At 67.1% G+C, this 25,244-nt stretch carries 25 protein-coding genes; 15 read left to right on the top strand and 10 right to left on the bottom strand.

Going from position 1 to position 25,244, the window contains the following annotated elements; translation table 11 throughout:
* The first annotated feature begins 174 nt into the window (after window positions 1-174).
* The 6 genes from ACPPVQ_RS13215 to ACPPVQ_RS13190 all read left to right on the top strand — a co-directional run bounded on the left by ACPPVQ_RS13215 (window position 175) and on the right by ACPPVQ_RS13190 (window position 6,833).
* On the top strand, window positions 175-762 hold the full coding sequence (locus ACPPVQ_RS13215; protein WP_426515561.1) for a dihydrofolate reductase family protein: 588 nt from the start codon (window positions 175-177) through the stop codon (window positions 760-762).
* 174 nt (window positions 763-936) lie between these two features.
* Window positions 937-2,589: an ABC transporter substrate-binding protein gene (locus ACPPVQ_RS13210; protein WP_426515560.1), complete on the top strand. Its 1,653-nt coding sequence runs from the start codon at window positions 937-939 to the stop codon at window positions 2,587-2,589.
* A gap of 10 nt (window positions 2,590-2,599) precedes the next feature.
* The gene (locus ACPPVQ_RS13205; RefSeq protein WP_426515559.1) at window positions 2,600-4,336 is read left to right on the top strand and encodes a dipeptide ABC transporter ATP-binding protein; all 1,737 of its coding nucleotides are present in this window, start codon (window positions 2,600-2,602) and stop codon (window positions 4,334-4,336) included.
* A gap of 49 nt (window positions 4,337-4,385) precedes the next feature.
* Window positions 4,386-5,324 (top strand): ABC transporter permease, encoded by a 939-nt coding sequence (locus tag ACPPVQ_RS13200; protein ID WP_426515558.1) that lies wholly within the window; start codon window positions 4,386-4,388, stop codon window positions 5,322-5,324.
* A complete protein-coding gene (locus tag ACPPVQ_RS13195; protein ID WP_426515557.1) occupies window positions 5,321-6,319 on the top strand; it encodes an ABC transporter permease in 999 nt (332 codons plus the stop codon). Before ACPPVQ_RS13200 ends, ACPPVQ_RS13195 begins: the two co-directional genes overlap by 4 nt.
* A gap of 112 nt (window positions 6,320-6,431) precedes the next feature.
* Window positions 6,432-6,833 (top strand): helix-turn-helix domain-containing protein, encoded by a 402-nt coding sequence (locus ACPPVQ_RS13190; protein ID WP_426515556.1) that lies wholly within the window; start codon window positions 6,432-6,434, stop codon window positions 6,831-6,833.
* Here ACPPVQ_RS13190 and ACPPVQ_RS13185 read toward each other — a convergent pair.
* Both ACPPVQ_RS13185 and ACPPVQ_RS13180 read right to left on the bottom strand, forming a co-directional pair.
* Window positions 6,807-7,286: a hypothetical protein gene (locus tag ACPPVQ_RS13185; RefSeq protein WP_426515555.1), complete on the bottom strand. Its 480-nt coding sequence runs from the start codon at window positions 7,284-7,286 to the stop codon at window positions 6,807-6,809. The genes ACPPVQ_RS13190 and ACPPVQ_RS13185 overlap by 27 nt on opposite strands.
* Before the next feature lie 154 nt (window positions 7,287-7,440).
* Complete coding sequence (locus ACPPVQ_RS13180) at window positions 7,441-8,349, bottom strand: alpha/beta fold hydrolase (protein ID WP_426515554.1); 909 nt, start codon at window positions 8,347-8,349, stop codon at window positions 7,441-7,443.
* Window positions 8,350-8,499: 150 nt separating this feature from the next.
* On the opposite strand from ACPPVQ_RS13180, the gene ACPPVQ_RS13175 reads away from it, so the two are divergent.
* Window positions 8,500-11,325 carry an ATP-binding protein gene (locus tag ACPPVQ_RS13175; protein ID WP_426515553.1) on the top strand — a complete coding sequence of 942 codons (2,826 nt, stop codon included), beginning with the start codon at window positions 8,500-8,502 and terminating at the stop codon, window positions 11,323-11,325.
* A gap of 14 nt (window positions 11,326-11,339) precedes the next feature.
* Here ACPPVQ_RS13175 and ACPPVQ_RS13170 read toward each other — a convergent pair whose 3' ends face one another.
* The 4 genes from ACPPVQ_RS13170 to ACPPVQ_RS13155 are packed head-to-tail and all read right to left on the bottom strand — an operon-like array spanning window position 11,340 to window position 13,571.
* Window positions 11,340-12,206, bottom strand: coding sequence for a PrsW family intramembrane metalloprotease (locus ACPPVQ_RS13170; RefSeq protein ID WP_426515552.1), 867 nt, complete (start codon window positions 12,204-12,206; stop codon window positions 11,340-11,342).
* A gap of 15 nt (window positions 12,207-12,221) precedes the next feature.
* On the bottom strand, window positions 12,222-12,629 hold the full coding sequence (locus ACPPVQ_RS13165) for a hypothetical protein (protein ID WP_426515551.1): 408 nt from the start codon (window positions 12,627-12,629) through the stop codon (window positions 12,222-12,224).
* 22 nt (window positions 12,630-12,651) lie between these two features.
* Entirely contained in the window at window positions 12,652-13,182 is a 531-nt protein-coding gene (locus ACPPVQ_RS13160) for a tetratricopeptide repeat protein (RefSeq protein WP_426515550.1), read from the bottom strand.
* The gene (locus tag ACPPVQ_RS13155; RefSeq protein ID WP_426515549.1) at window positions 13,179-13,571 is read right to left on the bottom strand and encodes a VOC family protein; all 393 of its coding nucleotides are present in this window, start codon (window positions 13,569-13,571) and stop codon (window positions 13,179-13,181) included. The genes ACPPVQ_RS13160 and ACPPVQ_RS13155 overlap by 4 nt, the downstream gene beginning before the upstream one ends.
* Before the next feature lie 128 nt (window positions 13,572-13,699).
* Here ACPPVQ_RS13155 and ACPPVQ_RS13150 point away from each other — a divergent pair, with 128 nt between their 5' ends.
* Together ACPPVQ_RS13150 and ACPPVQ_RS13145 are read left to right on the top strand one after the other, a co-directional pair.
* Window positions 13,700-14,242 carry a PadR family transcriptional regulator gene (locus ACPPVQ_RS13150; RefSeq protein ID WP_426515548.1) on the top strand — a complete coding sequence of 181 codons (543 nt, stop codon included), beginning with the start codon at window positions 13,700-13,702 and terminating at the stop codon, window positions 14,240-14,242.
* A gap of 5 nt (window positions 14,243-14,247) precedes the next feature.
* Window positions 14,248-15,957: an ABC1 kinase family protein gene (locus tag ACPPVQ_RS13145; RefSeq protein WP_426515547.1), complete on the top strand. Its 1,710-nt coding sequence runs from the start codon at window positions 14,248-14,250 to the stop codon at window positions 15,955-15,957.
* A 16-nt stretch (window positions 15,958-15,973) separates the two neighbouring features.
* Here the strand turns inward: ACPPVQ_RS13145 and ACPPVQ_RS13140 are convergent, their stop codons facing one another.
* The 4 genes from ACPPVQ_RS13140 to ACPPVQ_RS13125 all read right to left on the bottom strand — a co-directional run bounded on the left by ACPPVQ_RS13140 (window position 15,974) and on the right by ACPPVQ_RS13125 (window position 18,977).
* Complete coding sequence (locus tag ACPPVQ_RS13140) at window positions 15,974-17,644, bottom strand: alpha-amylase family protein (protein ID WP_426515546.1); 1,671 nt, start codon at window positions 17,642-17,644, stop codon at window positions 15,974-15,976.
* Between the two features lie 166 nt (window positions 17,645-17,810).
* Window positions 17,811-18,149: a hypothetical protein gene (locus tag ACPPVQ_RS13135; protein ID WP_426515545.1), complete on the bottom strand. Its 339-nt coding sequence runs from the start codon at window positions 18,147-18,149 to the stop codon at window positions 17,811-17,813.
* 22 nt (window positions 18,150-18,171) lie between these two features.
* Window positions 18,172-18,441 carry a hypothetical protein gene (locus ACPPVQ_RS13130; RefSeq protein ID WP_426515544.1) on the bottom strand — a complete coding sequence of 90 codons (270 nt, stop codon included), beginning with the start codon at window positions 18,439-18,441 and terminating at the stop codon, window positions 18,172-18,174.
* Window positions 18,442-18,506: 65 nt separating this feature from the next.
* A complete protein-coding gene (locus ACPPVQ_RS13125) occupies window positions 18,507-18,977 on the bottom strand; it encodes a heme-degrading domain-containing protein (protein ID WP_426515543.1) in 471 nt (156 codons plus the stop codon).
* 133 nt (window positions 18,978-19,110) lie between these two features.
* On the opposite strand from ACPPVQ_RS13125, the gene ACPPVQ_RS13120 reads away from it, so the two are divergent.
* The 6 genes from ACPPVQ_RS13120 to ACPPVQ_RS13095 are packed head-to-tail and all read left to right on the top strand — an operon-like array spanning window position 19,111 to window position 25,224.
* The gene (locus ACPPVQ_RS13120; protein ID WP_426515542.1) at window positions 19,111-19,575 is read left to right on the top strand and encodes a hypothetical protein; all 465 of its coding nucleotides are present in this window, start codon (window positions 19,111-19,113) and stop codon (window positions 19,573-19,575) included.
* The gene (locus ACPPVQ_RS13115; protein WP_426515541.1) at window positions 19,572-20,219 is read left to right on the top strand and encodes a gluconate 2-dehydrogenase subunit 3 family protein; all 648 of its coding nucleotides are present in this window, start codon (window positions 19,572-19,574) and stop codon (window positions 20,217-20,219) included. The genes ACPPVQ_RS13120 and ACPPVQ_RS13115 overlap by 4 nt, the downstream gene beginning before the upstream one ends.
* A complete protein-coding gene (locus tag ACPPVQ_RS13110) occupies window positions 20,209-21,846 on the top strand; it encodes a GMC family oxidoreductase (RefSeq protein WP_426515540.1) in 1,638 nt (545 codons plus the stop codon). The genes ACPPVQ_RS13115 and ACPPVQ_RS13110 overlap by 11 nt, the downstream gene beginning before the upstream one ends.
* A gap of 2 nt (window positions 21,847-21,848) precedes the next feature.
* Window positions 21,849-23,681 (top strand): thiamine pyrophosphate-requiring protein, encoded by a 1,833-nt coding sequence (locus ACPPVQ_RS13105; protein WP_426515539.1) that lies wholly within the window; start codon window positions 21,849-21,851, stop codon window positions 23,679-23,681.
* The gene (locus ACPPVQ_RS13100) at window positions 23,682-24,824 is read left to right on the top strand and encodes an enolase C-terminal domain-like protein (RefSeq protein ID WP_426515538.1); all 1,143 of its coding nucleotides are present in this window, start codon (window positions 23,682-23,684) and stop codon (window positions 24,822-24,824) included.
* Between the two features lie 55 nt (window positions 24,825-24,879).
* The gene (locus ACPPVQ_RS13095; protein ID WP_426515537.1) at window positions 24,880-25,224 is read left to right on the top strand and encodes a hypothetical protein; all 345 of its coding nucleotides are present in this window, start codon (window positions 24,880-24,882) and stop codon (window positions 25,222-25,224) included.
* Window positions 25,225-25,244 lie beyond the last annotated feature (20 nt).

The following is a 25,244-nucleotide window of genomic DNA, read 5'->3' as shown; positions in this document are numbered from 1 at the left end:
TGAGCCGCTTTTTGACCCTGAGAGCACCCTGTTCTCGGCTTCGGCGGACGCGCGCTCCGCGATCGTCGCCGTTCTGCGGCTCGCCTTCGTGCGACCAAGACTTCGAGCGCCCAGTTCCTCGATCGCGCGGTGTCTACATCCTCGTACGTGTCAACCGACGATTGGAGAAACACAATGGGCACGATCGTGGTCAGCGAGAATGTTTCGCTCGATGGGGTGGTGGAGGATCCGACCGGCGAGGGCGGGTTCGCGCGTGGCGGCTGGTTTGCGCAGTACATGGGCGACCGGGAGTCCTGGGCGCAGGTCGAATACGCGGAGGCTCTGGGCGCTGAGGCGCTGCTGATGGGTCGCCGAACGGACGAGTATTTCGGCCCGCGCTGGAACACCGCCGAGGGCGACTGGGCCGACCGGTTGCGGATGCTGCCCAAGTACGTGGTGTCGTCGACGATTGACGAGGCTATATGGATCAACTCGACCGTTCTCAAGGGTGACGTGATCGAGGAGGTCGTGAAGCTGAAGGGACGGATCGCCGGCGAGATCGTCGTGTACGGCAGCCGTCAACTCGCCCGCACGCTGATGGAGCACGACCTGGTCGACGAGCTGCGGCTGATGGTCTTTCCTGTGGTGCTCGGTGATGGCGAACGCATCTTCGGCGAGAGCAGCCACGTGATGTCGCTACGGCTGCTCGGGACGCAGACCGTCGGGGGAGGGATCGCCCGCCTCGCGTACGAAGTGGTGCGGGAAGCTGGTGCGAAAGGGTAGCCGTTGGAATACTGCGCATCGTGCCTGCGTTCCGCCCGAGGTCGTCACACTCCGTGACACGAATTTGAACCAGGTCGGACGCCGACAATACTGGAAGTCCCGACTGCAATCACAGCGCGCTGCAGAAGACCGTTCGGTCGCGCCCGAATCACAGTGAAAGAGATCCACGGACACATGCGAAACCTGACGAAGGCCGGGGCTGTTGCCGCGGCCGTTGCCATCCTTCTCGCGGGGTGCAGCAGCACCCCCGCCTCTAGCTCTTCTGACTCGAAAGGCGGGACGCTCACCATCCTGACGCCTGCGACTCAGATCAACCTCGACCCTGCGAAAAGCCAGAACCTGGCTACGACGACACTCTCGCTGCTCGAGCGTCGCCTGACGACGTGGGAGGTCAAGCCCGGCCAGGCGGCGAAGGTCGTTCCCGACCTCGCCACGAACACCGGCACGCAGAGCGACGGCGGCAAGACCTGGACCTACACCCTGAAAGACGGGCTGAAGTTCCAGGACGGAACCGCGATCACCAGCCAGGACATCAAGTACGGTGTCGAGCGTTCGTTCTCCGACCAGCTGACCGGCGGCCTCGGGTACCACAAGTCGCTGCTCGTGGGCGGCGCGGACTACAAGGGGCCCTACACCGGTGGAGACCTGGCGTCGATCGAGACGCCGAACGCCAAGACCATCGTCTTCCACCTGAACGCGTCGTACGGCGACTGGCCGTGGATCGTCTCGATGCCCGCTTTCACCCCGGTGCCCAAGGCGAAGGACAACCCGGCGACCTACGGGAACACCCCCGTTGCATCCGGTCCGTACCAGGTGAAGTCGAACAACGACGGCACAGCGTTGACGTTGGTGCGCAACAAGTACTGGAGCGCGAAGACCGACAGCGTTCGCACGGCCGACCCGGACACGATCGTGTTCAAGGAGAGCCAGAACCAGTCGACGACCGTGCAGAGCCTGATCTCCGACACGGGCGAGGCGAAGAGCGGTTTCGGTGCCCAGTTCCTCGGTGCTGCTGAGCTTGCTCAGGTCAAGAACAACCCGAGTGCGAAGGCACGCCTGGCCACGTCGCAGGCGGGCCCGATCAGCTACCTCGCGATGAACACCCAGCGTGGCGCCCTCAAGCAGCTCTCGGTGCGCCAGTCGCTCGAGTACTCCGTGGACAAGAAGGCCTTCCTCATCGCGTCCGGTGGCGCCGACGCCGGCATCCCGGCGACGACCATGATCACCCCAGGTATCGCAGGGCGCAAGCAGTTCAACCTGTACCCCGCAGGAGCGGATGGCGATGTCGCGAAGGCGAAGGAGCTGCTGGCCACGTCGACCGGCGTCAGCAACCTCAACCTGACCTTCCTCGTGCAGAATGACTCGTCGTCGCTCGCCCAGGCGCAGGCTATCCAGCAGGGCATCGAGCGCAGCGGAATCAAGGTCACCCTCAAGCCCGAGGACCAGAACTCCTTCTACACCGACGCCAGCGCGAACGCCGGTGACTTCGATCTGGTCCTGTTCAGCTGGCAGCCCGACTTCCCGAGCGCCAACAGCAACATCCAGCCGCTGTTCGCCTCCAGCCAGATCGGTAACGGCGCCTACAACGTGTCGCACTACTCGAACCCGGCCGTCGACGCCCTGATCGACCAGGCGACCGCTGAGACCGACCAGTCGAAGGCGCAGGACCTCTGGGCTCAGGCTGACAAGAAGATCATGGAAGACGCACCCGTGGTGCCGCTGTCGTATGCGAAGCAGTCGTTCCTGCGCGGTTCGAACGTGCAGAACTTCTTCATCCCGTCGTTCCCGGCCTACCCGGACTACATGACGGTGACGCTCGGCAAGTGAGTTCCCACCGATGAGTGACGCGCCGGTCCTGTCGGTGGACGAGGTCTCGATCTCGTTCACCGACAGGGACGACCGCGAAGGAGTGCGCCGCAGAACCGTCGTCGACCGGGTGAGTTTCGATCTCACGGCCGGTCGTGTTCTTGCCCTCGTCGGCGAATCCGGTTCGGGCAAGAGCGTGACGGCCATGTCGACGCTCGGACTGCTGCCGTCCGGTGCGACGGTCACGGGAAGCGTGCGGCTGCTGGGCGAAGAGCTGCTCGGCGCCGGCCCGGAGCGCCTGCGCCAGGTGCGTGGCGGCAGCGTGGGCACGGTGTTCCAGGAGCCGATGACCGCGTTCAACCCCGTCATCACGATCGGTCGCCAGATCTCGGAAGCCCTGGCCGCGCACGGCCTGGATGGCGGTCGCACGAAAGTGGGCGACCGCGTCGGGAGTCTTCTGGCCTCGGTCGGGATCGCGGATCCTGCCCGCGTCGCCCGGTCGTACCCGCACGAACTCTCCGGTGGTCAGCTGCAGCGCGCGATGATCGCGATGGCGATCTCCTGCGACCCGGTGGCACTCATCGCCGACGAACCGACCACCGCACTCGACGTCACGGTGCAGGCGGGCATCCTGGACCTCATCCGCGAGCTCCGTGACCGGCTCGGAACCGCCGTGCTGCTGATCACACACGACATGGGTGTGGTCGCCGACCTCGCCGACGATGTGGTGGTCATGCGAGACGGGCGCGTCGTAGAGCGGGCGGATGCGTCGGAGCTGTTCGCGCATCCGACCGCCGAGTACACGCAGCGGCTCCTCGCCGCCGTGCCACGACTCGACGAGCTGCGCCTGGCGGATCCCGCGGTCGCGACCGATCGCGCGCGGCGCCGGGTGACGGATGTCTCGGGTGCGGGGGATGCGTCGGATGCGTCGGGTGCGGCGGTCACGGAAGCGGCAGCCCGCCTCGACGGCGCTTCGGTCGTCTACGGCGGCCGCGGCTGGGGAGCGCGCCCGGTTGCCGCCGTCGACAACGTCACGTTCCAGATCGCCACGGGACAGATCTTCGGCCTGGTCGGGGAATCCGGCTCAGGCAAATCGACCATCGGCCGTGCCCTCGCCGGGCTGGTGCCGCTCAGCTCCGGGTCGGCGACCGTCGACGGGGTCGAGCTCGCCAACGCTTCACGGCGGGCGCTGCGGGTGGCGCGGAGCCGCATCGGCTACATCTTCCAGGACCCGGCCTCGAGCCTGAACCCTCGCGCCACCGTCGGCCAGTCGATCGCCGAACCGCTCCGGCTGCACGCGGAGATCTCGGGCGCCCAGCGCCGCGAGCGTGTGCGCGAGCTTCTGGCGGCCGTACAGCTCGAGACCGGGTTCGCCGACCGCTTTCAGCACGAGCTCTCGGGCGGGCAGCGCCAGCGCGTCGCCATCGCGAGGGCGATCGCCCTTCGGCCGGCACTTCTCATCGCGGATGAGCCGACGAGCGCGCTCGACGTCTCGGTGCAGGCCGCTGTACTCGAGCTCCTGCATGACCTGCAGGACGACTACGGGTTCGCCTGCCTGTTCATCAGCCATGACCTGGCGGTCGTCCATGACCTGGCCGATCAGGTCGCGGTGATGCACGACGGCCGCATCGTCGAGACCGGAGCGACCGCGAGCGTGCTGCGGTCACCATCCGATCCGTACACCCAGCGACTGCTGGCGGCGGCGCCGGTACCCGACCCCGAAGCGCAACGGGTCCGGCGCGAGGAATGGCGAGCTCTCGTGGCGTGACCCCGACGAGAAGCCACAGCCACCGCCATCCAGCCGCAAGGAACCATCAGTGAGTACCGCAGGAATCGAGCAGGAACAGATCCCCGGCCGCAAGACCGGGTTCCGCCATGTCGTGGCGCACCTCTGGTCCGACAAATGGGCGGCCGCCGGCGCGATCACCATCGCGATCTTCGTGCTTGCAGCGATCTTCGCACCGTGGCTGACCGGCATCAGCGGGCAGAACCCGTACACGTACCACCTGAACACGCTCGACGATTCGGGTGCGCCCATCGGCTGGGGTGGCGGAATCAGTTCGACCCACTGGTTCGGCGTCGAGCCGCTCACCGGGCGAGACCTCTTCTCGATCGTCGTCTACGGAGCACGAACGTCACTGGGCGTCGGAATCACGGCCACGGTGCTGTCGGTGGCGATCGGCGTGCTCGTGGGGCTGACGGCGGGCTACTTCGGCGGATGGTTCGACCGGGTCGTCAGCCGGGTCATCGATGTGGTACTCGGAATTCCCGCGCTGATCTTCATGATCTCCATCACGGCGATCGTCGCCGCGAGCTTTCCGCGGCCGGTGCTGATCGTGCTGGTTATCGTCATCCTGTTCGGATGGCCGACCGTCGCGCGCGTCGTGCGCGGCCAGGTGCTCGCGCTGCGTGAACGCAACTTCGTCACGGCGTCCACTGCCATGGGGGCCGGCTCGTGGCACATTCTGGTGAAGCAGCTGCTGCCCAACGTGACCGGGACCATCGTCGTGTACACGACCATCCTCATCCCGAGCATGATCGGGCTCGAGGCCGCACTGTCGTTCCTCGGAGTCGGTGTTCCGCCACCTACGCCCTCGTGGGGCCGGACGATCGGCGACGCCGTGACGTGGGTGCAGACCGACCCGATGTACCTGGTCTTTCCCGGTGCCGCCCTGCTGCTCATCACGCTTGCGTTCAACCTGCTCGGTGACGGCCTGCGCGACGCACTCGACCCCCGTCAGGCGGTGCGCAAATGAGGATGTTCCGTTTCGTCTCCTACCGGCTGCTCGGCATGCTGCTCGTGCTGCTGATCATCGCTGCGATCACCTACGCGATCTTCTACCTGCTGCCCACCAACCCGGCGCAGCTCAGCTGTGGGAAGCCCTGCACCCCCGAGAACCTGGCACGCGCGAAAGCCTTCATGGGCTTCGACCTGCCCTGGTACCACCAGTTCTGGGAATTCCTGCGCGGCATCGTGATGGGCCGCACCTACGGCACCGGCCAGAACGCAATCGAGTGTGCCAGCCCCTGCTTCGGGTACTCGTTCCGTCTCAACGACACGGTCACCAACCTGATCATTTCGCGCTTCCCGGTGACGGCCTCGATCGCCGTCGGCGCCGCGATCGTCTGGCTGCTGCTCGGGGTCAGCGGTGGCGTCGTCTCGGCGCTCAAGCGCGGCAGCGCCGTCGACCGTGGTGTGATGACGCTGGCGATCGCGGGGGTGTCGGCGCCGAGCTACCTCGTCGGGCTGCTGGCGATCCTGCTCTTCGGGTTCACCCTGGGCTGGCTGCCGACCGGCGGATATGTGCCCTTCACCGACGACCCTGTGCAATGGTTTTCGCACCTGATCCTGCCCTGGGTCACCCTCGCCTTCATCAACGGAGCGATCTACGCCCGGCTCACCCGCGGCCAGATGATCGAGACAATGGGGGAGGACTACATCCGAACCGGTCGCGCGAAAGGTCTCAGCGAGTCGACCGTCGTCGTGCGGCACGGGCTGCGCAACGCCCTCATCCCCGTCGTCACCATCTTCGGCCTCGACCTGGGCGCGCTCCTCGGAGGCGCGATCATCACCGAGAAGGTGTTCTCGATGCAGGGTCTCGGCGCGCTGCTGCTGGATGCGGTGAGCAGTCTGGACCTGCCCGTCGTGGTCGGCTTCACCCTGTTCGCCGCCTTCCTCATCGTCTTCGCGAACTTCGTGGTCGACCTCGTCTACGGCGTGCTCGATCCGCGGGTGAAGGTGGGCGCGTAGGCGAAGTCAGGGTCGTGCCGCGACCGGACACCCTCGACTACACGGTAGTGTTGCATAAATGCCACGGTATGGGGCATAGTTGCTAACAGGATCCAGAAAGAGAGTTGGCGCCATGGCTGCGATAGATGTCTTCTGGGAGGACCTTCAGGAAGACGTGAAAGACCCAGAGTTCTTGCGCGAGTATGTCGCGAACTGGGTTCGGATCACAACCACCGACGCGATCGTGAACGCTCTTGACGACGCGCGTGAGCACGCCGGTATGAGCAAGGCTGCACTAGCGCGTGCCATCAATGCTGAGCCCAGTGCGCTTCGCAGGCTCTTCGGGCGCGGCCGACGCGCGAACCCGACAGTTGGCACCGTCGCAGAGCTCGCCGCCGCACTTGGAATGCGACTGACACTCGAGCCGCTCTCAGCCGAAGAACGCGAGTCGACGACCAGGCCGCTGTTGGACGGGGATGTGCCAGATGCCCGCGCCCTTGTCGAGCGTCTAGGAGCTCCCGCCCTCGTTCAGTGATCGAGGGTTCCGAGCCAGGTATTCCTCGCCAAGAGATCGGATGTCGATGTAGTCGGACTCAGGCAGCGTCGCCATGAACTGCTTAGAGCGACCGTCAATGACCACCAACAGCGGTCTCGAGTTGCCGATTCCCTCGTAATCGAGCAGGCAGAACAGCCTGTAGTGATTCCGCTTCGGACCGTCGATGCGAATCTCGTACCAGCCGCTCATGGACCCGTGCATGGCTTCCCAGTAGCCGCCTCCCGCGAAGCACTTCGGGGGAGCCGCAGCAACTGCGGCGAGCACCGATGCCGCCTTGGCTCGAACAGTCGTTGGCCAGGATCGCAGCTGATCGCGCCCGGGCGTAGCCATGATTGGGTCGTCGCTTTCGTGGCGCTTGAAGAAGACCACATCGTGGGCGTCTTCTCGGGATGGTCCTGCTGGCGCTGCGATCGATGGCACCTTCTTGGGCATCGCGCTTCTGCGCGCACGTCGGTCTGGTGTCATATCGGTCTCGACGTTATCTGCAGCCTGTGACACCGCACGGATGAGTTCCGTAAACGGCTCCCACAAAGCGAAGAGGGTCCTCCCAGATGGGCGGACCCTCTTCGCTTGTGGTTGTTGCCGGCTACCGACGATCGTCCCGCGCGGGCGCGAGGAAGTCGACGAGCAGTTCGTTCACGCGCGCAGCCTTGTCGTGGTGCACCCAGTGGGACGCGTTCTCCAGACGCTCGACTGCCACCAGGTTGGGCACGTCCTCCTGGTGCGGCTCGGCTAGGTCGGCACCGAGGTAGCGGTCATCCTGACCCCAGATGACCAGGGTGGGCGCCGTGATCGGCAGGACCTTCTGCTTCGACCCCAGCCGAACGGCCGCACGGTAGTAGTCGATCATCCCTTTGACCGCACCGGGCTGTGACCACGCTTCGGTGTACCGATCCAGCTGCTGGTCCGTGTAGGCCGGCTTGGCGTCCAGGAATTCCTTGAAGAACTTCCAGTTGTCGCGTGCCGCGTGGCGCTCGGGCGATCCCTTGAGCTGGAAGTAAAAGAAGTACCAGCTCCTCCGCAACTGACTCGGGTGTTTGAGTCCTTCGTTCAGCTTGCGCGGGTGCGCCGCGTTCAGGATGACGAGGCGGTCGACCACCTCCGGGCTGTTCATCGCCAGCGTCCAGGCGACCGATCCGCCCCAGTCGTGTCCGATCACGGTTGCCTTCTGGCTTCCGAGCGCGCCGATGAAGGCGCGGATGTCGGCGGCCGGCTTGTCGGCGGTGTAGTCGGTGTACTCACCGGGCTTCGACGAGAGGTTGTAGCCGCGCAGGTCGGGCGCGATGACCCGGAAGCCCGCGTTCGCGAGCGGTGCGATCTGTTCGCGCCACGTGTACCAGAAGGCCGGGAACCCGTGCAGCAGGACGACGAGCGGTCCTTCGCCGGCTTCGACGTAGTGCAAGGTCACGGTGTCGCTGACCTTGGCGTATCCCTCGCGCAGGCCGGTGCCCGAGTCGATCGAGGCGGTGGTGAGGGTGCCAGTTGCGGTGTTCATTTCAATCCCCTTTCAAGAGATCTTGTTGATGCCAGCAATGCTCGTCCCGACGAAGGCCCATCGCGCCCGGGTAATACCCGGGTCTGCACCCGGGCGGGACCCTTGCCAGAGGTGTCGGCGATCCCTAGTGTCGGAGCTGGTGGATTGCCCATGACGAGCCAGGAAGAGATCCGTGCGCTGCGAGGCAGACGCGATGAGTGCGAGGAGCTGGACCAGCTTCTGGCGGGCGCGGGCTCGGGCCACGCGAAGGTGCTGGCGCTTCGGGGCGAGGCGGGCGTCGGCAAGACCGCGCTGCTCGGTTACCTCGAACAACATGCCGACGGGTTTCTTCTCGCACAAGCGACGGGCGTGGAGGCGGAGGTCGAGCTCGCCTATGCGTTGCTCCACCAACTCTGCACACCGTTCCTGGACCGCGTCGCCCACCTGCCGGAGCCGCAGCAGGAGGCGCTGGGAACGGCGTTCGGCTCGCGGAGCGGCGAGCGCCCGGACCGTTTCCTGGTCGGCCTCGCCGTGCTGGGGCTCTTCGCCGAGGTCGCGGAGACGACACCGCTTCTCTGCGTGCTCGACGATGCCCAGTGGATCGATACCGCGTCGGCGCAGACCCTGACCTTCGTCGCCAGGCGCCTCGTGGCGGAACGCATCGGGATGGTCTTCGGCGTGCGGGATGCGGTCGACGGCGACGACGAGCGCGATGCCTTCGAAGGTCTGCCGACACTGATCGTGCGCGGTCTCACGGACGCTGACGCGGTCGGTCTGTTCGACTCGGTGATCGCGGGGCCCATCGATGAGCGGGTGCGCAGCCGCATCATCGCGGAGGCGCGCGGAAATCCGCTCGCCCTCCTCGAGCTTCCGCGCGACCTGGATGCGGCCGAGCTCGCCTACGGCATCGGCTCATCCGATCACGCCGCGCTCACCGGCAGGATCGAACGTGCCTTCGCCCGGCGACTGGACCAGCTCCCTGAAGCGACACGCCAGCTGATGCTGGTCGCAGCCGCCGACCCATCGGGCGACGTGACCGTTCTGTGGCGGGCGGCCGCGTGGCTCGGCATTCCGGCCGACGCAGTGGCGCCCGCGCAGGAGGCCGGCCTGCTCGAACTCGCCGCGCAGGTTCGGTTTCGCCATCCTCTGATGCGGTCGGCTGTCTACCGCGCAGCTTCAGAACGCGATCGCCGGATGGCGCACCAGGCGCTCGCCGAAGCGATGACCGGCGACACTGATTCCGACTACCTTGCCTGGCATCGCGCGGAGGCTGCGGTCGGTCTGGATGAAGGCATCGCGGCCGGGCTGGAGGCTTCCGCCGAGCGCGCGCAGGCTCGGGGCGGCTGGTCTGCGGCCGCTGCGTTCCTGTCGCGGTCCATGGAACTGACCCCTGATCCCGGTCAGCGCGCTCGCCGGGCGCTCGCCGCAGCGAACGCGCGACTGCAGGCCGGAAACACGGACGACGCGCACGCCATCCTCGCTATCGCTGCGGCCGGCCCGCTCAGCGAACTCGATGGCGCGCGAGCCCAATTGCTCGGAGCGCAGCTCTCGTTCGCGTCCACGCGGGGGAGGGAGGCCCCATCGCAACTGCTTCTCGCGGCGAAGAGGTTCGAGTCGCTCGACGCCGCGGTAGCACGCGAGACATATCTCGATGCCTTCACGGCGGCGCTCTTCGCCGGGCGACTGGCCGACGGCGGTGCCGCGCTCGACGACGTGGCCCGCGCAATCATCGACGCACGCTGGGGCGACGCGGAAGGGAGCGTTCCGTCAGCTTGCGAACTGCTGCTCGACGGACTCGCATTGCTCGTCACGAGCGGATACGCCGCCGGGATCCCGAAGCTTCGCAGCGCACTCGACGCTCTGAGGAGCGACCGGCTCAGCGACAATGACGCCCTGCGGTGGCTCTGGCCGGCCTCGCGGGCAGCGCGGGCGATGGGCGACGACGAGAGCTGGCTCGATCTCACCGACCGGCATGTGCGGCTCGCCCGGCGGACCGGCGCGCTCGCAATGCTCCCCATCGCCCTCACTGAGCGATTCAGCGCTGAACTCTTCATGGGAGATGTGCCGGCCGCGCTCGCGCTTTCTGCCGAGGCGGATGCGGTGGCCGCCGCCACGGGCACCGGCCTGAGTCCGCACATCGCATTTCTGCGCGCAGCCTGGGGTGGCAGCGAGGCTGAGGCTCGTGCTCTCATCGATGCCAGCCGCACCGACGTCGCTGCACGTGGGGAAGGCCTCTTTCTCATGGGGACGGAACTGACGAGCGCAGTCTTTCTGAACAGCTTCGGTCGTTACGACGAAGCCCTGGCCGAGGCGGAGCGTGCGGCGGAGCATCCGTTCGAACTGGGCTTGTCGACCTGGGTCTATCCGGAATTGATCGAGGCGGCGGTCCGCAGCGACCGGCCAGAGCGCGGGGGTGCCGCGCTCGACCGCCTGGTCGAGATCGCCGCGGCCAGTGACACGGACTGGGCGCTGGGCGTGCTCGCGCGGTCCCGCGCCCTGCTCAGCGCAGGCGACGTCGCCGAGGCCCTGTACCAGGAGTCGATCGAACGACTCGGTCGCACGCGCATCCGGATGGCGCTGGCCCGCACGAACCTGCTCTACGGCGAATGGCTGCGCCGGGGCGGGCGGCGAATGGATGCGCGCGAACAGCTGCGCCTGGCGCACGAGTTCTTCCGGGAGGCGGGTATGGAGGGCTTCGCGGAACGCACCCGGCATGAGCTGGCGGCGACCGGAGAGACCGTGCGCGCCCGTTCGGTCGAGACGGCGAACGAGCTGACGGCGCAGGAGACGCTCATCGCCCGCCTCGCCGCAGACGGCAGGAGCAACCCGGAGATCGGAGCCCAGCTCTTCCTCAGCCCCCGCACCGTCGAGTGGCATCTCGGCAAGGTGTTCACCAAACTCGGGGTCACCTCGCGGAGGGGTCTGCGCGGGACTGCGGTGGCGCCGACAGGTCCCGGCCTGGGGCGGGTTGCGGCCGCCACCGGCCGGGCCCGCTGATCAGGAAGTGCAACTCACAACGGGGCAGGCACCCGCGCTTCGGTGCGCCGGAAATGGCGCAGCACGAGCCACAGAGTGACGATGCCCGCGGCGGAGGTCAGCGCGAGGCCGATGATGTAGAGCACCAGGTACTCCATAGGATTCCCACCCCCGAGGATGGCGAGGAACGCCGCGAGCTCGGAGGCGGAGTCCCACAGCGCGTGCAGGAACGATCCACCTGCGTACGCCAAAAGGATCCACCACGACCAGCGGAAGCGCTCGTGCCCGTGCGCGCATCCGAAAATCACCGCTCCGAGGATGGCCGTCCAGAGCACGTGGCCGACCGGCGCGAGGATCGCCCGCACCACCTCCGTCTCCAGAAGCGACGTGAGGTCGATCCCTTGTGCAGTGATCGCGGCGTTGAAGGCGTAACCCGCCGATTCGAACGCCGCGAAACCGGCCCCGATCGTGGCGCCGAGAAGGGCGCCCTGCTTCGCCGTCTTGGGAACGACCCGCCAGCCGACGATCACGAGCAGCACGCCTTTCACGAACTCCTCGATCAGGCCGACGAGGCCGTAGACGGCGAACGTCTGCGGAAGGCGGGCTTCGAGAAGGGATGCGCCGAGCACGCCGAGGATACCGCCGACGAAGAATGCCAGGATCAGCTGCAGTGTGCTGACGGACCCGGTCACCCGTTCGATGACGAAGAGCACGACGCAGAAGGGCACGAGGAAGCTGCCGAGCAGAATCAGTGTCGGTACGAGGTTGCTGTTCTGTGTGGTCACGGTGACGACGATCGTCACGATCCACAGAGCGAGGCCGGCAATCAGCGTTTTCCACCACCAGCCATGGTGATGGTGCGGATGCTCCGCGGGGGCGTAAGTCGTAGTGTCGATTGTCATCTGCATCCCCTCCGGTCACGAGGTGCTCAACACCACTATCCTCCTCCCAACCCAGTGTCCGGCGTTCGGCGCGAACACTCCGATCACCGGGATGATGCGCCACTCTTCTGCACGGTACGCCTCGCCCAGCCGGATGCGCGCCGCCCGGAACCGGCGCCCGATCACCGACCGCTCGGTCCACATCACACCCACGTGGTCGATGCCCGCTGCTGTCCGCGGCAACTCGACGGTGACAGGCCGATCGCCGGGAGAGACCTCGGGACGCGGATTGCCCAGGTCGGCGTTGCCGCCACGGAAACTGACGAACGAACTCACCTCGTAGGCGACGTGAGGTCCGGTGAACCGGAAGATGACCCGTCGCGGCTCGCCCGCATCCGGTTCGAGCGCGATCTCGACGCCCTTCATGACCGCGCCGTTCGCCATTCAGTCAGCGTAGGTCGCGCGGCTACGCAGGTCCAGCGGCCCCGGATTCCCTGTCGAGGTCGCGGAGGTAGGTCGCGTTACCGCGCACGGCGGCCTCGTACCGCAGAAGGTCGGGTGTGCGTACCTCGTCGATCGCGAGCTCCATGAGTTCGGCGACGGCCGCGTCGCTGCGGCCCGCGGCGTGCAGGGAGAGCGCGTGCCACATCCGCACCGACGGCGAATCCGGGAAGAGCGCGAGCGCGCGGTCGAGCGCCTCGAGCGACTCGTCGTACCGGCCGAGCGCGCGCAGGGTGCTGCCGTACTGAAGCAGGCAGCGTCGAAGGATGTCGCCCTCGAGTCCCGCATCCATCGCACGTTCGTAGTAGCCGAGGGCGGTCTCCTCCTCGCCGGCGGTGTCATAAGACCCGCCGACGTCGTACAGCACGATGCCATCGCCCGGATGCTCTTTCAGCACGGCGAGGAACGCTTCGATCGTCGGCTGCATGTTCTCGCGGTCGCGGGCGTCGAAGATCTCGCGGAGGCGCAGTTTCAGCAGCGGGTCAGAAGTCGTCATGACGCGGCGTCCCGCTCCGATTGACTGCGCTGTACGCACAGTTCGTAGCCGTCGGCGTCCCGCAGGGTCACCCAGCCGGAGCCGTTCGGTTGCCGTCTGTCGACGACCAGTTCGGCGCCGGCGGCCAGCAACCGCTCGACTTCCTCATCGCGGGTGACGTCGACAGGGTTGACATCGAAATGGATGCGGGGCCGAAAGTCTTCGCCCGGTTCGGTGGGTTGGAAGAGGAATCGTATGCGGAGCGGTTCGGTGACGAAGAGCGTCTCCGGATCCCCGGGACCATTGGGGAATTCCGGATCTTCGTGAAGTCCGAGGACCGTCTGCCAGAAAGCACCCAGCGCTTCGTGATCGCGGCAGGTGATGTTGATTGCGTCGATACGAGAGGTCATTTCTCAGACAGTAACACCGGCGCTGATTTCCCCACAGGGTGGGGCATCCGGGCGGCGCCACGGTCTTCCCATCGTGATCTTAACGATATATCGTTGAGTATCGTTGATGATCTACAGAGGAGGACATCATGGGTGGTCCATTCCCCGCCGGCGGGTTCGGTGCCGGCTCTCCTGCCGAAGGCGTGTGGCAGACGATGGAACAGATATTCTCGGCGTTCGAGAAACGCGTGGGCACGCGCATGGGCAAAGGCGACGTTCGCGCGGCTGTGCTCGCGCTTCTCGCCGAGAAGCCGATGCACGGGTACCAGATCATCCGTGAGATCGACGAGCGCAGCGGCGGCGGCTGGAAGCCCAGCGCCGGGTCGGTCTACCCGACGCTGCAGCTGCTGGCCGATGAAGGTCTCATCAGTGCCGAGGAGTCGAACGGTCGCAAGACCTACGCGCTGACCGATGCGGGCCGCGAAGAGGTCGCCGCGGCGGGAACGTCGGCGCCGTGGGAGACCACGGCAAGTGACGGCCCAGCGTTCAACGTGCTGCCGAAGGCGGGCATCGAACTCGCGCAGGCGGCGGCCCAGGTGCGTCGGACCGGTACTCCCGAGCAGGTCCAGCAGGCCGCCGCGGTGCTCGACGAAGCGCGGCGCCGGCTCTACGCGATCCTCGCGCAGGACTGACGCGGGTGACATCGGTTCGTCCCGGTCGGGGCGGGGCGCCCGACGCGGGCGCTACTCGCGCCCGCTATCGCCGGATCGTGCGCTTCGCCGGGCGGCAGCTCTCCATCATGTGGTGGTTCGAGCTGTTCCTCCCGCGGATCGGTCTCGCGAAGGTCGCTGAGCGGGGCCGGTCGAAACGCATGCAGCGCTTCGCCCAGCGTTTCCACCTCCTCGCAGTGGATCTCGGCGGGCTGATGATCAAGGTCGGCCAGTTCATGTCGTCACGACTCGACGTCTTGCCGCCCGAGATCACGAAAGAGCTCGAGGGGCTGCAGGACGAAGTGCCACCGGTGGCGTTCCCCGCGATCCGGGAGCTGGCTGAGGCGGAGCTCGGACTGCCGCTCGAGCGGGCGTTCGCGACGATCGACGAGGTGCCGGTCGCTGCGGCGTCCCTCGGGCAGGCGCACCGGGCCCGGCTCGCGCCGTTCGACGCGGCCGAGACCGGAATGGACGGGGTGATCGTCAAGGTGCAGCGGCCCGGCATCGACATGATCGTCGATGTCGACCTGGCTGCACTGCGCAGGGTGGGCGGGTGGCTCAGCCGCGTGCGGATCGTGTCCGACCGCGTCGACATGCCCGCGCTGCTGGGGGAGTTCTCGCAGACCTGCCTCGAAGAGATCGACTACCTGCACGAGGCCGCGAGCTGCGAGCGTTTCGCAGCGGATTTCGCCGGCGACGATCGGGTGGCTGTTCCCGAGGTCGCCTGGGAGCGCACGACCCGGCGCGTTCTCACACTCGGCGACGTGACGGCGATCAAGGTCACCGACGCGGAGGCGCTTCGGGCGGCAGGGATCGAGCCGAAGGAGGTGGCCCCGGTCTTTGCGGCGGTGATGTTCGACCAGCTGTTCACGAACGGGTTCTTCCACGCCGATCCGCATCCCGGAAACATCTTCGTCACGCCGGCCGCCGAGGGGGCCGGTGGGCGCCCCTGGGTGCTGACGTTCATCGACTTCGGCATGATGGGGGAGGTCACGGCCACTACGCGGAGCGGCCTGCGCAAACTGCTGATCGCCGCCGCATCGCGCGACGGCAAAGGGCTCGTGGATGCGATGCGCGACGTGGGCGTGCTGCTTCCGTCCGCAGAGACGGCCGAGCTGGAAAAGGCGATGACGCAGCTCTTCGCCCGCTTCGGCGGGATGGGCTTCTCCGAGCTGCGCCAGGTGGACCCGCGCGAGTTCCGGGACTTCGCCGTGCAGTTCGGCGATGTTGTGCGCTCGCTTCCGTTCCAGCTGCCGGAGAACTTCCTGCTCGTGATCCGTGCGATGTCCCTCACTTCCGGGGTCTGCAGCACGCTCGACCCCGAATTCAATCTGTGGGACTCCGTCGAACCGTATGCGGCACAGCTGCTGCGGGACGAAGGCGGCAACGTGGTGCAGGACGTCGCGAAGCAGGCGCTCGAGGTGGCCGGCATCGCGCTGCGCTTGCCGAAGCGGCTGGATGCGCTGGTCACCCGGGTCCAGGACGGCTCGGTGGCGGTGGCGACCCCGCGCCTCGAGAAGCAGGTCGCCCGGCTGGAGCGGACGACGCGGCGTCTGATCGGGGCCGTCGTCTTCGGCGCTCTGCTCATCGCCGGCGCCGTGGTGCGAGTCGACGACGTGGTGCTCGGCACCGTGCTGATGGTCGCGTCGGTCGTGCCGCTCCTCTACGCGGTGTTCGCCGGTCGCCGGAGCCCCTGAGCGCGTCGGGGCGTTGTCAGAACAGGCTGGAGTCGTCGGCTCGGGTCAGGCGCAGCCAGCGGAATCCATATCGGTCGAGCGTGATGTCGGCTCCGCCGCGGTCGAGGGCGAGTTGCTCACCGGTGAAGACGTCGACAAGGCGTCGGTCTTCGGCCGCTCGCGGGAGGTTGAGCCGCACCTCCCTGGCCTCCGAGCTGAAGTTGTGCGCTGCGACGGTCACGCGGTCGCCGACCGTCAGGCTGTGTACGAGCACCGCCGTGTCTGGTTGCTCGAGAACGGCGAATGCGCCCCACCCGAACTCGCGGGCGTCGCGATAGTGGCGGATGAGGGTGCGCATGAACGCGAGCAGCGAACCGGGATCGCGCCGCTGCTGGGCGACGTTCACGTGCTCGGGTCCGAAGCCGCCCTCGGTCACCGCATTGCGGAGTTTCGATTTGGGCGCCGATGAGAAGCCGCCGTTCTTGCCGTCGTTCCACTGCATCGGCGTTCGAACGGACATCCGCCCACCGACGTCGAGGTTCTCGCCCATGCCGATCTCTTCTCCGTAGAAGAGCACCGGTGTTCCGGGGAGCGAGAAGAGCAGGCTGTAGACCATGCGGATGCGCAGCGGATCACCGTCGAGCATCGGCGGCAGCCGGCGCACCAGCCCACGGCCGAACACTTGCATGCGTTCCTCCGGGCCGAAGGCGGCGAAGACTTCGGCACGCTCGTCGTCGGTCAGCTTGTCGAGCGTCAGCTCGTCATGGTTGCGCACGAAATTGGCCCATTGGATGTCGGGTGAGCCGACGGGGCGGCTGAGGAGCGCCTCGGTGAGTGGTCGCGCATCGCCCCGTGCCAGCGACAGGTAGAGGTTCTGCATGCTGATGAAATCGAACTGCATCGTCAGTTCGTCTCCTTCGGAGCCGCCGAAGAACGTGTTCTGCTCCTCCCGGCTGACATTGACCTCGCCGAGGAAGATCGCCTCGCCGGAGCGGCGCTGCAGGAATGACCGGAGGGAGCGAAGGTAGGCGTGAGGATCCGGCAGGCGTCGTGCGCCGTCGATGACACCCGTCGTCTGCAGCAGGAAGGGCACCGCGTCGACGCGGAACCCGGACACGCCGAGTTGGATCCAGAACCCGACGACCTTGGCGATCTCGTCACGCACCCGCTCATCGGTGATGTTGAGGTCAGGCTGCTGGCGGTAGAAGACGTGCTGGTAGTACTGGCCGGCCTTTTCGTCGAATTGCCAGTCGCTCGTCTCCTGGTCGGGAAAGACGGGTGCCGGCTGGTTCTTGGGCGGCTCATCTCGCCACACGTAGAAGTCGCGGTAGGGGGAGTCGCGGCTCGACCGGGCGGACCTGAACCAGGGGTGCTTGTCGGAGGTGTGGTTCACGACGAGGTCGACGATGACGCGCATCCCGCGATCGCGTGCTGTTCGGATGACCTCGATCAGGTCCCCGAAATCGCCGAGCCGATGGTCGACGCCGTAGAAGTCGACGATGTCGTACCCGTCGTCGCGGTCGGGCGACGGGTAGAACGGCATCAGCCAGAGACAGGTCACGCCGAGTTCGGCGAGATAGTCCAGGCGGCTGGCCAGGCCGCCCAGATCGCCGATGCCGTCGCCGTTGCCGTCCATGAACATCTCGACGTCGACGCAGTAGAACACCGCGCTCTTCCACCACAGGTCGCTGGTATCGCTGACTTTCATGGGCGCGCCGCTCGGCCGTCAGCGGCGTCGTTCCGGGTTCCGCTCGTCGGGTCGGTCATGGCGCGAACGGTACGCCCGGGATGCCGCTACGGCAAGCGGCAGCGTCGGCTGAGGACGCTCCGCAACAGGCGCGGCCCCGATCCTCGGCCCCGTGAGCGGTGCCCGCTCATCCTTTCGGAGCAGACGGATGCCCGATCCGCTGGACGGCGTTCGCCCAGAGCCACACGTACTCGGGGAACCGCTCGCCGGCCGGGGTGTAGCGAATGAGAACGGCGCCGCCCGGTGTCCAGGCGATCGCATCCGCTTCGACCTCGACCACGTCGTCATAGACGACCCGAACCGGAACGAGGGCTTTGACGGGCACCGGTGGCGTCTCATCCCGGCGTCGGCCGGTCGAACGGACGACGCCGTCAGGGAGGCTCACCGGGTGCGGCTTGCGCTCTCGTTCTTCACGTTCAGTAGTGAGTTTCGGTGTGTAGAGGTCGTAGCGTTTGTTCGTCCCCATCAGCGGAGCCGACCTGCGCCCGTCACTGGTAGCTGGCGATGAGTTCCCAGCGCCCGTCCTGGAGTTGGCGCACGTCGAACATCCGCACCTCGTTGTCGGACACGGAGACACCCTGGAACCGCCATCCGACGACCTGCAGGAGCGGATGGGTGAGCGCGTCGTGGATCGCCGGATTCGTCAGGGGTGTCGGTGTATCGGTGACGAGATACCGATTGCCGCGCCAGACGAGCCGTGTGGGTCGCCCCTTCTCGGTCCACACGGAGACGATGTCGGACGCGTGCGCGATGCTCATGATGTGACCTCCTGGGGGATGGGCTGATCACACAATCACACCACACTTTCGAACATATGTTCGAATCAATTTGCCATTATTTCCCGAAGAGCATCGACGACCAGCTGGTGGTCGTCAGCGGAGGTGAGACCGGAGACCGTCGCCACCGCGACGACTCCCACGCCTGCCACCCGGACGGGCACGGCCCCTCCGGCCACGGTGTAGTCGGCAGGATCAAGCCAGCCCTGGTCGAAGAAGTCGAAACCGACGTGCTCGGCGCGGGTGCCGAGCAGTGCAGTGCTCGCCTCGAAACGCAACGCTGTCCGAGATTTGCGGTTCACCCATTCGTCGTTGTCGGCGGTCGCACCGGGCAAGGACGCGTGGAACAGGATGCCCGCCGGAGTCCGGACGTCCACCACGACCGGCAGGGCCCGCTCCAGGGCGACGTGAGCGAGCCGGTGACCCAGCTCCCACGCATCCCTGCGGTCGAAGTGGTCGAGCACGAGTTCTTCATCGTCGCGCTCGAGTTGTGCCAGCCGGTCTGTGACGTCGTCCATCGTGATCCTTTGTCTCGTATGCACTGATTCTGCCGTCCTGCGAATCCATTCAGCCACCCTTCCTCTCGCGGTCCTGCGGGAGTACAGATGGCGCCAGCGGCGACCACGCCGCATCACTCAAGGAGGTACGCCGGTGTCGTATCGACGACAGGCAGTCGCAGCTTCGCCGCTTCGGGGCATCGATCGGATGATACGGAACGTCGAGACCGGCCGCTTCGAGCGGTCCCTCTCCGCACTGACCGCAGTCGGGGCGATCGTGACCGCCGGCGAGATCTTCTTCGAGCACGACAAGGCGAGCTTCGGCAACAAGTGGATGTGGGTTCCGGTGGCGCTCGGACCGGTGGGAGCCGCCGCCGGGATCGCCGGCTTCTTCAGCCAGCGCATGGCCAAGACGTTGCTCCCCGTCGCGGCACTCACCATCATCGCCAACGGTGTGCAGGGCACGTACCTACATGCGCGCGGGATCGGGCAGAAGCCGGGCGGCTGGCGCAATCTGCGCTACAACCTCGAGATGGGTCCGCCGCTTCTCGCCCCGCTGCTGGTGACGATGGTGGGCGGCATGGGCGTCCTGGCCGCGATCCTGAGGCGCGAGAAGTGACCGGCCTGAACCTCGCACCCCAAGACGGCGGCGGCCGGTTTCCCGGATTCGACGTGCTCAGCGAGCGTAAGCACTGGGATGCCGCCACGCGCAGTGCCATCGACGGCCGCGTCTCGCAGCTCCCGGCCATCCGGTTCTTCACCGTGGTCGAAGAGGCGACCGCGACCGCCCTCTTCGACCAGCTGCTCTACCAACGGACCGAGCCGAAGGTGCCGGTGACGCGGATGGTCGACTCGCGCCTCGCAGAGCAGGAGACCGACGGCTGGCACTACGACACGATGCCACCCGACGGCATTGCGTGGCGGCAGACACTCGCGGCCCTGGACGACGACGCCCGCCAGAGGCACGGCGCCCCGTTCTGCGAGTGCGGCTGGGACGAGCAGACCGACCTGCTGACGGCCATCCACGACTCGAAGGCCGACGAGTGGCACGGTCTCCCGCCCGCCCAGGTGTGGAGCTTGTGGACCCGGTACGGATGCACCGCGTTCTATTCGCATCCGTGGGCGTGGAACGAGATCGGATTCGCCGGTCCCGCCTATCCACGCGGGTACAAGAACATCGGTGTGGACCGGCGCGAGCCTTTCGAGGTCGCCGACACGAAACCGGGCGAAGACCCGATGAAGGGTGCGCCGGGTGGCCAGTGAGGTTCGCGAACGCAACTCCTCGGCCTGGCTCCTGACTCCGGGCGGGGCGCTTGCGCCTGACCCCGACGTGCGCCGTTTCGACGACACCGAGGAGGTCGATCTCGTGATCGTCGGGTGCGGCGCCGGCGGCTCGACACTGATGCAGCGCGTCGCTCGTGCAGGCTGGAAGGTCGTGGCCCTGGAGGCCGGCCCGTTCTGGGACCCGGAGTCGGACTGGGTGAGCGACGAAGCAGGCTCGCACGGTCTCTACTGGACCGACCCGCGTCAGATCGGCGGCGGCGACCCCGTTCCTCTCGGCTCGAACAACTCGGGTCGCGGTGTCGGCGGGTCGATGGTGCACTACGCCGGCTATACGCCGCGCTTCCATCCGAGCGACTTCGTCACCGGCACGCTCGACGGGGTCGGGCAGGACTGGCCGCTCGACTACGCGGATCTCGCGCCCTACTACTCCGACATCGAAGCCGAACTCCCGGTGGCCGGCGAGGACTGGCCCTGGGGCGACCCGCACCGGTATCCGCAGCGCCCGCACCCCGTCTCCGGAAACGGTGAGGTCTTCCAGCGCGGCGCGTTCGCCACGGGAATCACGGCGAAGGTCGGCCCGGTTGCGATCTCAAACGGGCGCTTCGGGCACCGGCCGCACTGCATCTACCGCGGTTTCTGCCTCCAGGGCTGCAAAGTCAACGCCAAGGCATCTCCGCTGGTCACGCACATCCCGGATGCGCTCGCCCACGGTGCGGAGGTGCGGGCCGAGTGCATGGTCACCTCTGTCGGGATCGACGAGCGCACCGGAGCGGCGACCGGGGTGCACTACCTGCGCGAAGGACGGCAGCGTTTCCAGCGCGCCCGGATGGTGGCGGTCGCCGGGTATTCGATCGAGACGCCGCGCCTGCTGCTGAATTCCGCATCCGCACGCTTTCCCGACGGCCTGTGCAACGACTTCGACCAGGTCGGCCGCTACCTCATGGTGCAGGGCGCGCCGCAGACCGCCGGCCGGTTCGACGCCGAAGTGCGCATGTGGAAGGGCCCGCCGCCCGAGGTCAGCACCGAAGACTTCTACGAGACCGACCGCACGAAACCGTACAAGCGCGGGTTCTCCATCCAGACCGTTTCACCGCTGCCGATCACCTGGGCGGAGCACGTCATGGCCGAAGGCAGGTGGGGCGCCGATTTCCGGCGCTATATGACCGATTACGTGCACTGGGCATGCCTCGGCGCGCTCTGCGAATTCCTGCCGCAGCCGGACAACCGGGTGACACTCGCCGACGAGAAGGACCGCTACGGGCTCCCCGTCGCGCACTTTGCATACACGCAGTGCGACAACGACCGGATGCTCGCGAAGGCCGCTCAGGATGTCATGGAGCGCATCCTGAAAGCGGCGGGCGCCGACGAAGTGATCACCATCCAGCGCTACGCGCACCTTGTCGGCGGATGCCGGATGGCGGCCGACGAACGAAGCGGCGTGGTCGACGCAGACTGCCGCAGCTTCGCGGTACCGAACCTGCTCGTCGTCGACGGGAGCGTGCTCCCCACCCAGGGCAGCGCCAACCCGGCGCTGACCATCATGGCGATCGCGGCCCGCGTCGCCGACCGACTCGTGAAACAACCCGAACGTCAAGAGAAAGGATGATCATGGCTACCACCGTCAGCGATTTCGTGATCCAGCGCATCAGGGAGTGGGGTGTCAGCCGGGTCTTCGGCTTTCCGGGTGACGGCATCGGAGAGTTCGACGGCGCCCTCGGCAAGGCGGAGCGCGCGGGAGACGGCGTCGAGTACATCCGCCCCACCCATGAGGAGATCTGTGCGCTCATGGCGACGGCGCATGCGAAATTCACCGGCGAGGTCGGGGTCTGTATCGCCACGTCGAGCCCGGGGGCCTTCCACCTGCTGAACGGCCTGTACGACGCGGCGATGGACAACCAGCCGGTCGTCGCGATCGTCGGGCAGCAGGGGGTCAATGCGCTGGGCACGTTCAACCAGCAGCAGAGCAACCTCGAGCGTACCTTCGCCGACGTCGCCGTCTACGTGCAGACGATCGTGTCGCCTGCGCAGGCCCAGGCGGTCGTCGACACGGCGTTCCGGACCGCGCGGGTGCGCCTGCAGCCGGCGGTCATCATCCTCCCGCACGACGTGCAAGGGATGGAGATGCCGAAGCTCGGACCCGAGAACTGGGTCTCGCGCTCGAGCGCTGTCGCCCCATCCACCGCGATCGTGCCCCCGCGGGAGGAACTGGCTCGCGCGGCGGCCATCATCAACGAAGGGAAGAAGGTCACCTTCCTCGTCGGGCACGGTGCGAACGGGGCGACCGATCTCGTGCTCGAAGCCGCACACAAGGCCGGCGCCGGAATCATCACGGCCCTGCGCGGCAAGCAGGTCGTTCCGTCGGATGTACCTCACCACACGCAGCAGCTGGGCCTGCTCGGCTCGCTGCCCAGCCTGCACCAGATCAAGAAGTGCGACACGCTGGTGCTGCTCGGCACGAACTATCCGTACGGGCAGTTCCTCCCCGCGACAGGCCAGGCGCGCGCGATCCAGGTCGACCTCAAACCCGAGCAGATGGGTCTGCGGTACCCGACCGAGCTGAACCTGTGGGGGGATGTGGGAGCGACACTCGCCGCCCTGGTCCCGCTGCTCGACGAGAAGACCGACCTCGACTGGCAGAACGGCATCGCGAGCGAGATGGTCGACTGGGAAGGGGAGATGGACGCGCAGGCCGAGGTCGGATACGACGACGGCGTGAATCCACGACGCGTGTACCACGAGCTCAACAAGCGGCTGCCACCGCAGGCGATCGTCACCGCCGACGCCGGGACCACCGCCGACTGGTACGGCCACCACATCCGCCTCCGCCGCGGCATGATGGGGGACCTGTCCGGACGCCTGGCCACGATGCTGGCCGCTATGCCGTACGCGGTCGCCGCCAAGTTCGCGTATCCGGAGCGACCGGTGATCTGCACCATCGGTGACGGGGCCTTCCAGATGCTTGGCATGAACGAGCTGATCACGGTCAAGAAGTACCTGAGCCGCTGGGAGAACCCCCAGCTGATCATCCTCGTGCTGCACAACGACGACCTGAGCCAGGTGTCATGGGAGATGCGCACGGAAGACGCCAATCCGGTGTGGGCGACGTCGCAGGACGTGGAGTCGGTCGACTACGCGGGGTGGGCGGAGCTTCTCGGCTTCACGGGCATCCGCGTCACCGAAGACGACCAGGTCGCCGCCGCCTGGGACCGCGCCTTCGCGAACCCCGGCGTCACTCTCATCGACGCGCACACCAGCAAGAACGTTCCACCCCTGCCGCCGCACATCACGGCCGAATTCGCCCGCAACACCGCCAAGGCGCTGTTCAAGGGCGACCCGGATGCGCGAGGTGCGATCCGCGACTCCGCGCAGGCACTGCTCACCGAAGGTGTCGAGCGGGTCAAAGACACCCTGCACCTCGGGCGCAGCGACAAGGACGAATAGATGCCCGCCGAAGCCCGGATCGTCTCCGCCGAGCTGGGCGCATACACGGTGCCGACCCGAACGCGGGGGGAGGAGCGACCCGAATCGGATGGCACGCTGACCTGGGACAAGACCTCGCTCGTCGTCGTGCAGGTGACCGCCGGGTCACACACCGGGCTGGGGTACGCCTACACATCGCCGGCGGCGTTCGCGGTCGCGCGGGATGTGCTCGTGCCGCTCGTTCTGGGCTCCGATCCGCTCGACTCCACGCAGAGTTTCTGGCGGATGGCCGATGCGGTCCGCAACCTCGGCTGGCCCGGCGTGTGCGCGGGCGCGATCTCGGCCGTCGACTGCGCGGTCAACGACCTGAAGGCCCGCATGCTGGGCATCTCGCTCACGCAGCTCCTCGGGGGTGCGCGTCCTTCGGTGACGGCCTACGGCAGTGGGGGATTCACGAACTACACCCTCGCCGAACTGCAGGGGCAGCTGCACGGATGGGCCGAAGAGGGACTGACAGCAGTGAAGATCAAGGTCGGCGCCGACCCGGCGGCAGACCTCGCCCGCGTGGCTGCAGCCCGGGCGGCTGTGGGGGATGCGGTCGAACTCTTCGTCGACGCCAACGGCGCCTACGAGCGCAAGCAGGCGCTGCGGTTCGCCGAACAGTTCGCGGACCTCGGCGTCACCTGGTTCGAGGAACCCGTGTCGAGTGACGACCTCAGCGGGTTGCGGCTGCTTCGGGACCGCGCCCCGGCCGGCATGCGCATCGCGGCGGGCGAGTACGGGTACACCCCGTCGTATTTCCACGAGATGCTGGCCGCCGGTGCCGTCGACGTGATCCAGGCGGATGCGACGCGGTGTGGAGGGCCGACCGGCTTCCTGCTCGCGGCCGCCCAGGCGACGGGCGCCCACGTTCCGGCCAGTTCGCACACGGCTCCCGCCATCCACGCCTCGCTGGATGCAGCGCTCCCGAACGTCGTCAACGCCGAGTACTTCCACGACCACATCCTGATCGAAGACGTGTTCTTCGACGGGCTTCCAGCGCTCGTCAACGGTGAACTGGTGCCCGACCGCGCGGCGCCGGGTCACGGGATGACACTGAAACGTGAGGATGCGCATCAGTACCTGACAGAGGCATGGGCGAGTGCGAATTCGCAAGGGGATTGACCACGCCCCGTGCGGGACTACCGTGCGGAGGACGAACCGAGACCGGGAGGGTCGCATGCACCGAGTGCAATACGCAGGGGGATCCGTGCTGACGGGGGACGTCATCGCGGCGGCGCTGCTCGAATACGCCGCAGCGCTCGCCAGGAACTCGTCATCGGCAACGGTCGAGATCCCGGTGCGCGAAACCGATGGTGAACGTGGCATCGCGCAGGTGCTCATCGGGCCGGCCAGCCAGCTCGTGTCCACGCATGCTCCCGGCATCGGGGACGAGATCGAGGATGACGAACTCGTGCGGCGATTCACCCTCGCGACCCGGCGGCTCGCTCCGGCCGCCGCAAGTCCGCTGGCAGACGACCAGTCGACGGTGCCGCAGGAAGACTTCGACCTGCCGTACAGCTGAACGAACTGTTCGCGGCCTCG

This window comes from Leifsonia sp. McL0618, assembly GCF_049994905.1.
Taxonomy (GTDB): Bacteria; Actinomycetota; Actinomycetes; order Actinomycetales; family Microbacteriaceae; genus Diaminobutyricibacter.
This window is presented reverse-complemented; position numbering and strand designations above follow the sequence as displayed.

Excerpts from the sequence above, each read along its gene's own strand:
- ACPPVQ_RS13125 (WP_426515543.1), bottom strand. The coding sequence starts at position 18,977 with ATGGACGACGTCACAGACCGGCTGGCACAACTCGAGCGCGACGATGAA.
- ACPPVQ_RS13135 (WP_426515545.1), bottom strand. The coding sequence starts at position 18,149 with ATGGGGACGAACAAACGCTACGACCTCTACACACCGAAACTCACTACT.
- ACPPVQ_RS13190 (WP_426515556.1), top strand. The coding sequence starts at position 6,432 with ATGGCTGCGATAGATGTCTTCTGGGAGGACCTTCAGGAAGACGTGAAA.
- ACPPVQ_RS13105 (WP_426515539.1), top strand. The coding sequence starts at position 21,849 with ATGGCTACCACCGTCAGCGATTTCGTGATCCAGCGCATCAGGGAGTGG.
- ACPPVQ_RS13170 (WP_426515552.1), bottom strand. The coding sequence starts at position 12,206 with ATGACAATCGACACTACGACTTACGCCCCCGCGGAGCATCCGCACCAT.
- ACPPVQ_RS13150 (WP_426515548.1), top strand. The coding sequence starts at position 13,700 with ATGGGTGGTCCATTCCCCGCCGGCGGGTTCGGTGCCGGCTCTCCTGCC.
- ACPPVQ_RS13210 (WP_426515560.1), top strand. The coding sequence starts at position 937 with ATGCGAAACCTGACGAAGGCCGGGGCTGTTGCCGCGGCCGTTGCCATC.
- ACPPVQ_RS13180 (WP_426515554.1), bottom strand. The coding sequence starts at position 8,349 with ATGAACACCGCAACTGGCACCCTCACCACCGCCTCGATCGACTCGGGC.
- ACPPVQ_RS13155 (WP_426515549.1), bottom strand. The coding sequence starts at position 13,571 with ATGACCTCTCGTATCGACGCAATCAACATCACCTGCCGCGATCACGAA.
- ACPPVQ_RS13185 (WP_426515555.1), bottom strand. The coding sequence starts at position 7,286 with ATGCCCAAGAAGGTGCCATCGATCGCAGCGCCAGCAGGACCATCCCGA.
- ACPPVQ_RS13195 (WP_426515557.1), top strand. The coding sequence starts at position 5,321 with ATGAGGATGTTCCGTTTCGTCTCCTACCGGCTGCTCGGCATGCTGCTC.
- ACPPVQ_RS13130 (WP_426515544.1), bottom strand. The coding sequence starts at position 18,441 with ATGAGCATCGCGCACGCGTCCGACATCGTCTCCGTGTGGACCGAGAAG.
- ACPPVQ_RS13175 (WP_426515553.1), top strand. The coding sequence starts at position 8,500 with ATGACGAGCCAGGAAGAGATCCGTGCGCTGCGAGGCAGACGCGATGAG.
- ACPPVQ_RS13100 (WP_426515538.1), top strand. The coding sequence starts at position 23,682 with ATGCCCGCCGAAGCCCGGATCGTCTCCGCCGAGCTGGGCGCATACACG.
- ACPPVQ_RS13165 (WP_426515551.1), bottom strand. The coding sequence starts at position 12,629 with ATGGCGAACGGCGCGGTCATGAAGGGCGTCGAGATCGCGCTCGAACCG.
- ACPPVQ_RS13215 (WP_426515561.1), top strand. The coding sequence starts at position 175 with ATGGGCACGATCGTGGTCAGCGAGAATGTTTCGCTCGATGGGGTGGTG.
- ACPPVQ_RS13160 (WP_426515550.1), bottom strand. The coding sequence starts at position 13,182 with ATGACGACTTCTGACCCGCTGCTGAAACTGCGCCTCCGCGAGATCTTC.
- ACPPVQ_RS13095 (WP_426515537.1), top strand. The coding sequence starts at position 24,880 with ATGCACCGAGTGCAATACGCAGGGGGATCCGTGCTGACGGGGGACGTC.
- ACPPVQ_RS13205 (WP_426515559.1), top strand. The coding sequence starts at position 2,600 with ATGAGTGACGCGCCGGTCCTGTCGGTGGACGAGGTCTCGATCTCGTTC.
- ACPPVQ_RS13140 (WP_426515546.1), bottom strand. The coding sequence starts at position 17,644 with ATGAAAGTCAGCGATACCAGCGACCTGTGGTGGAAGAGCGCGGTGTTC.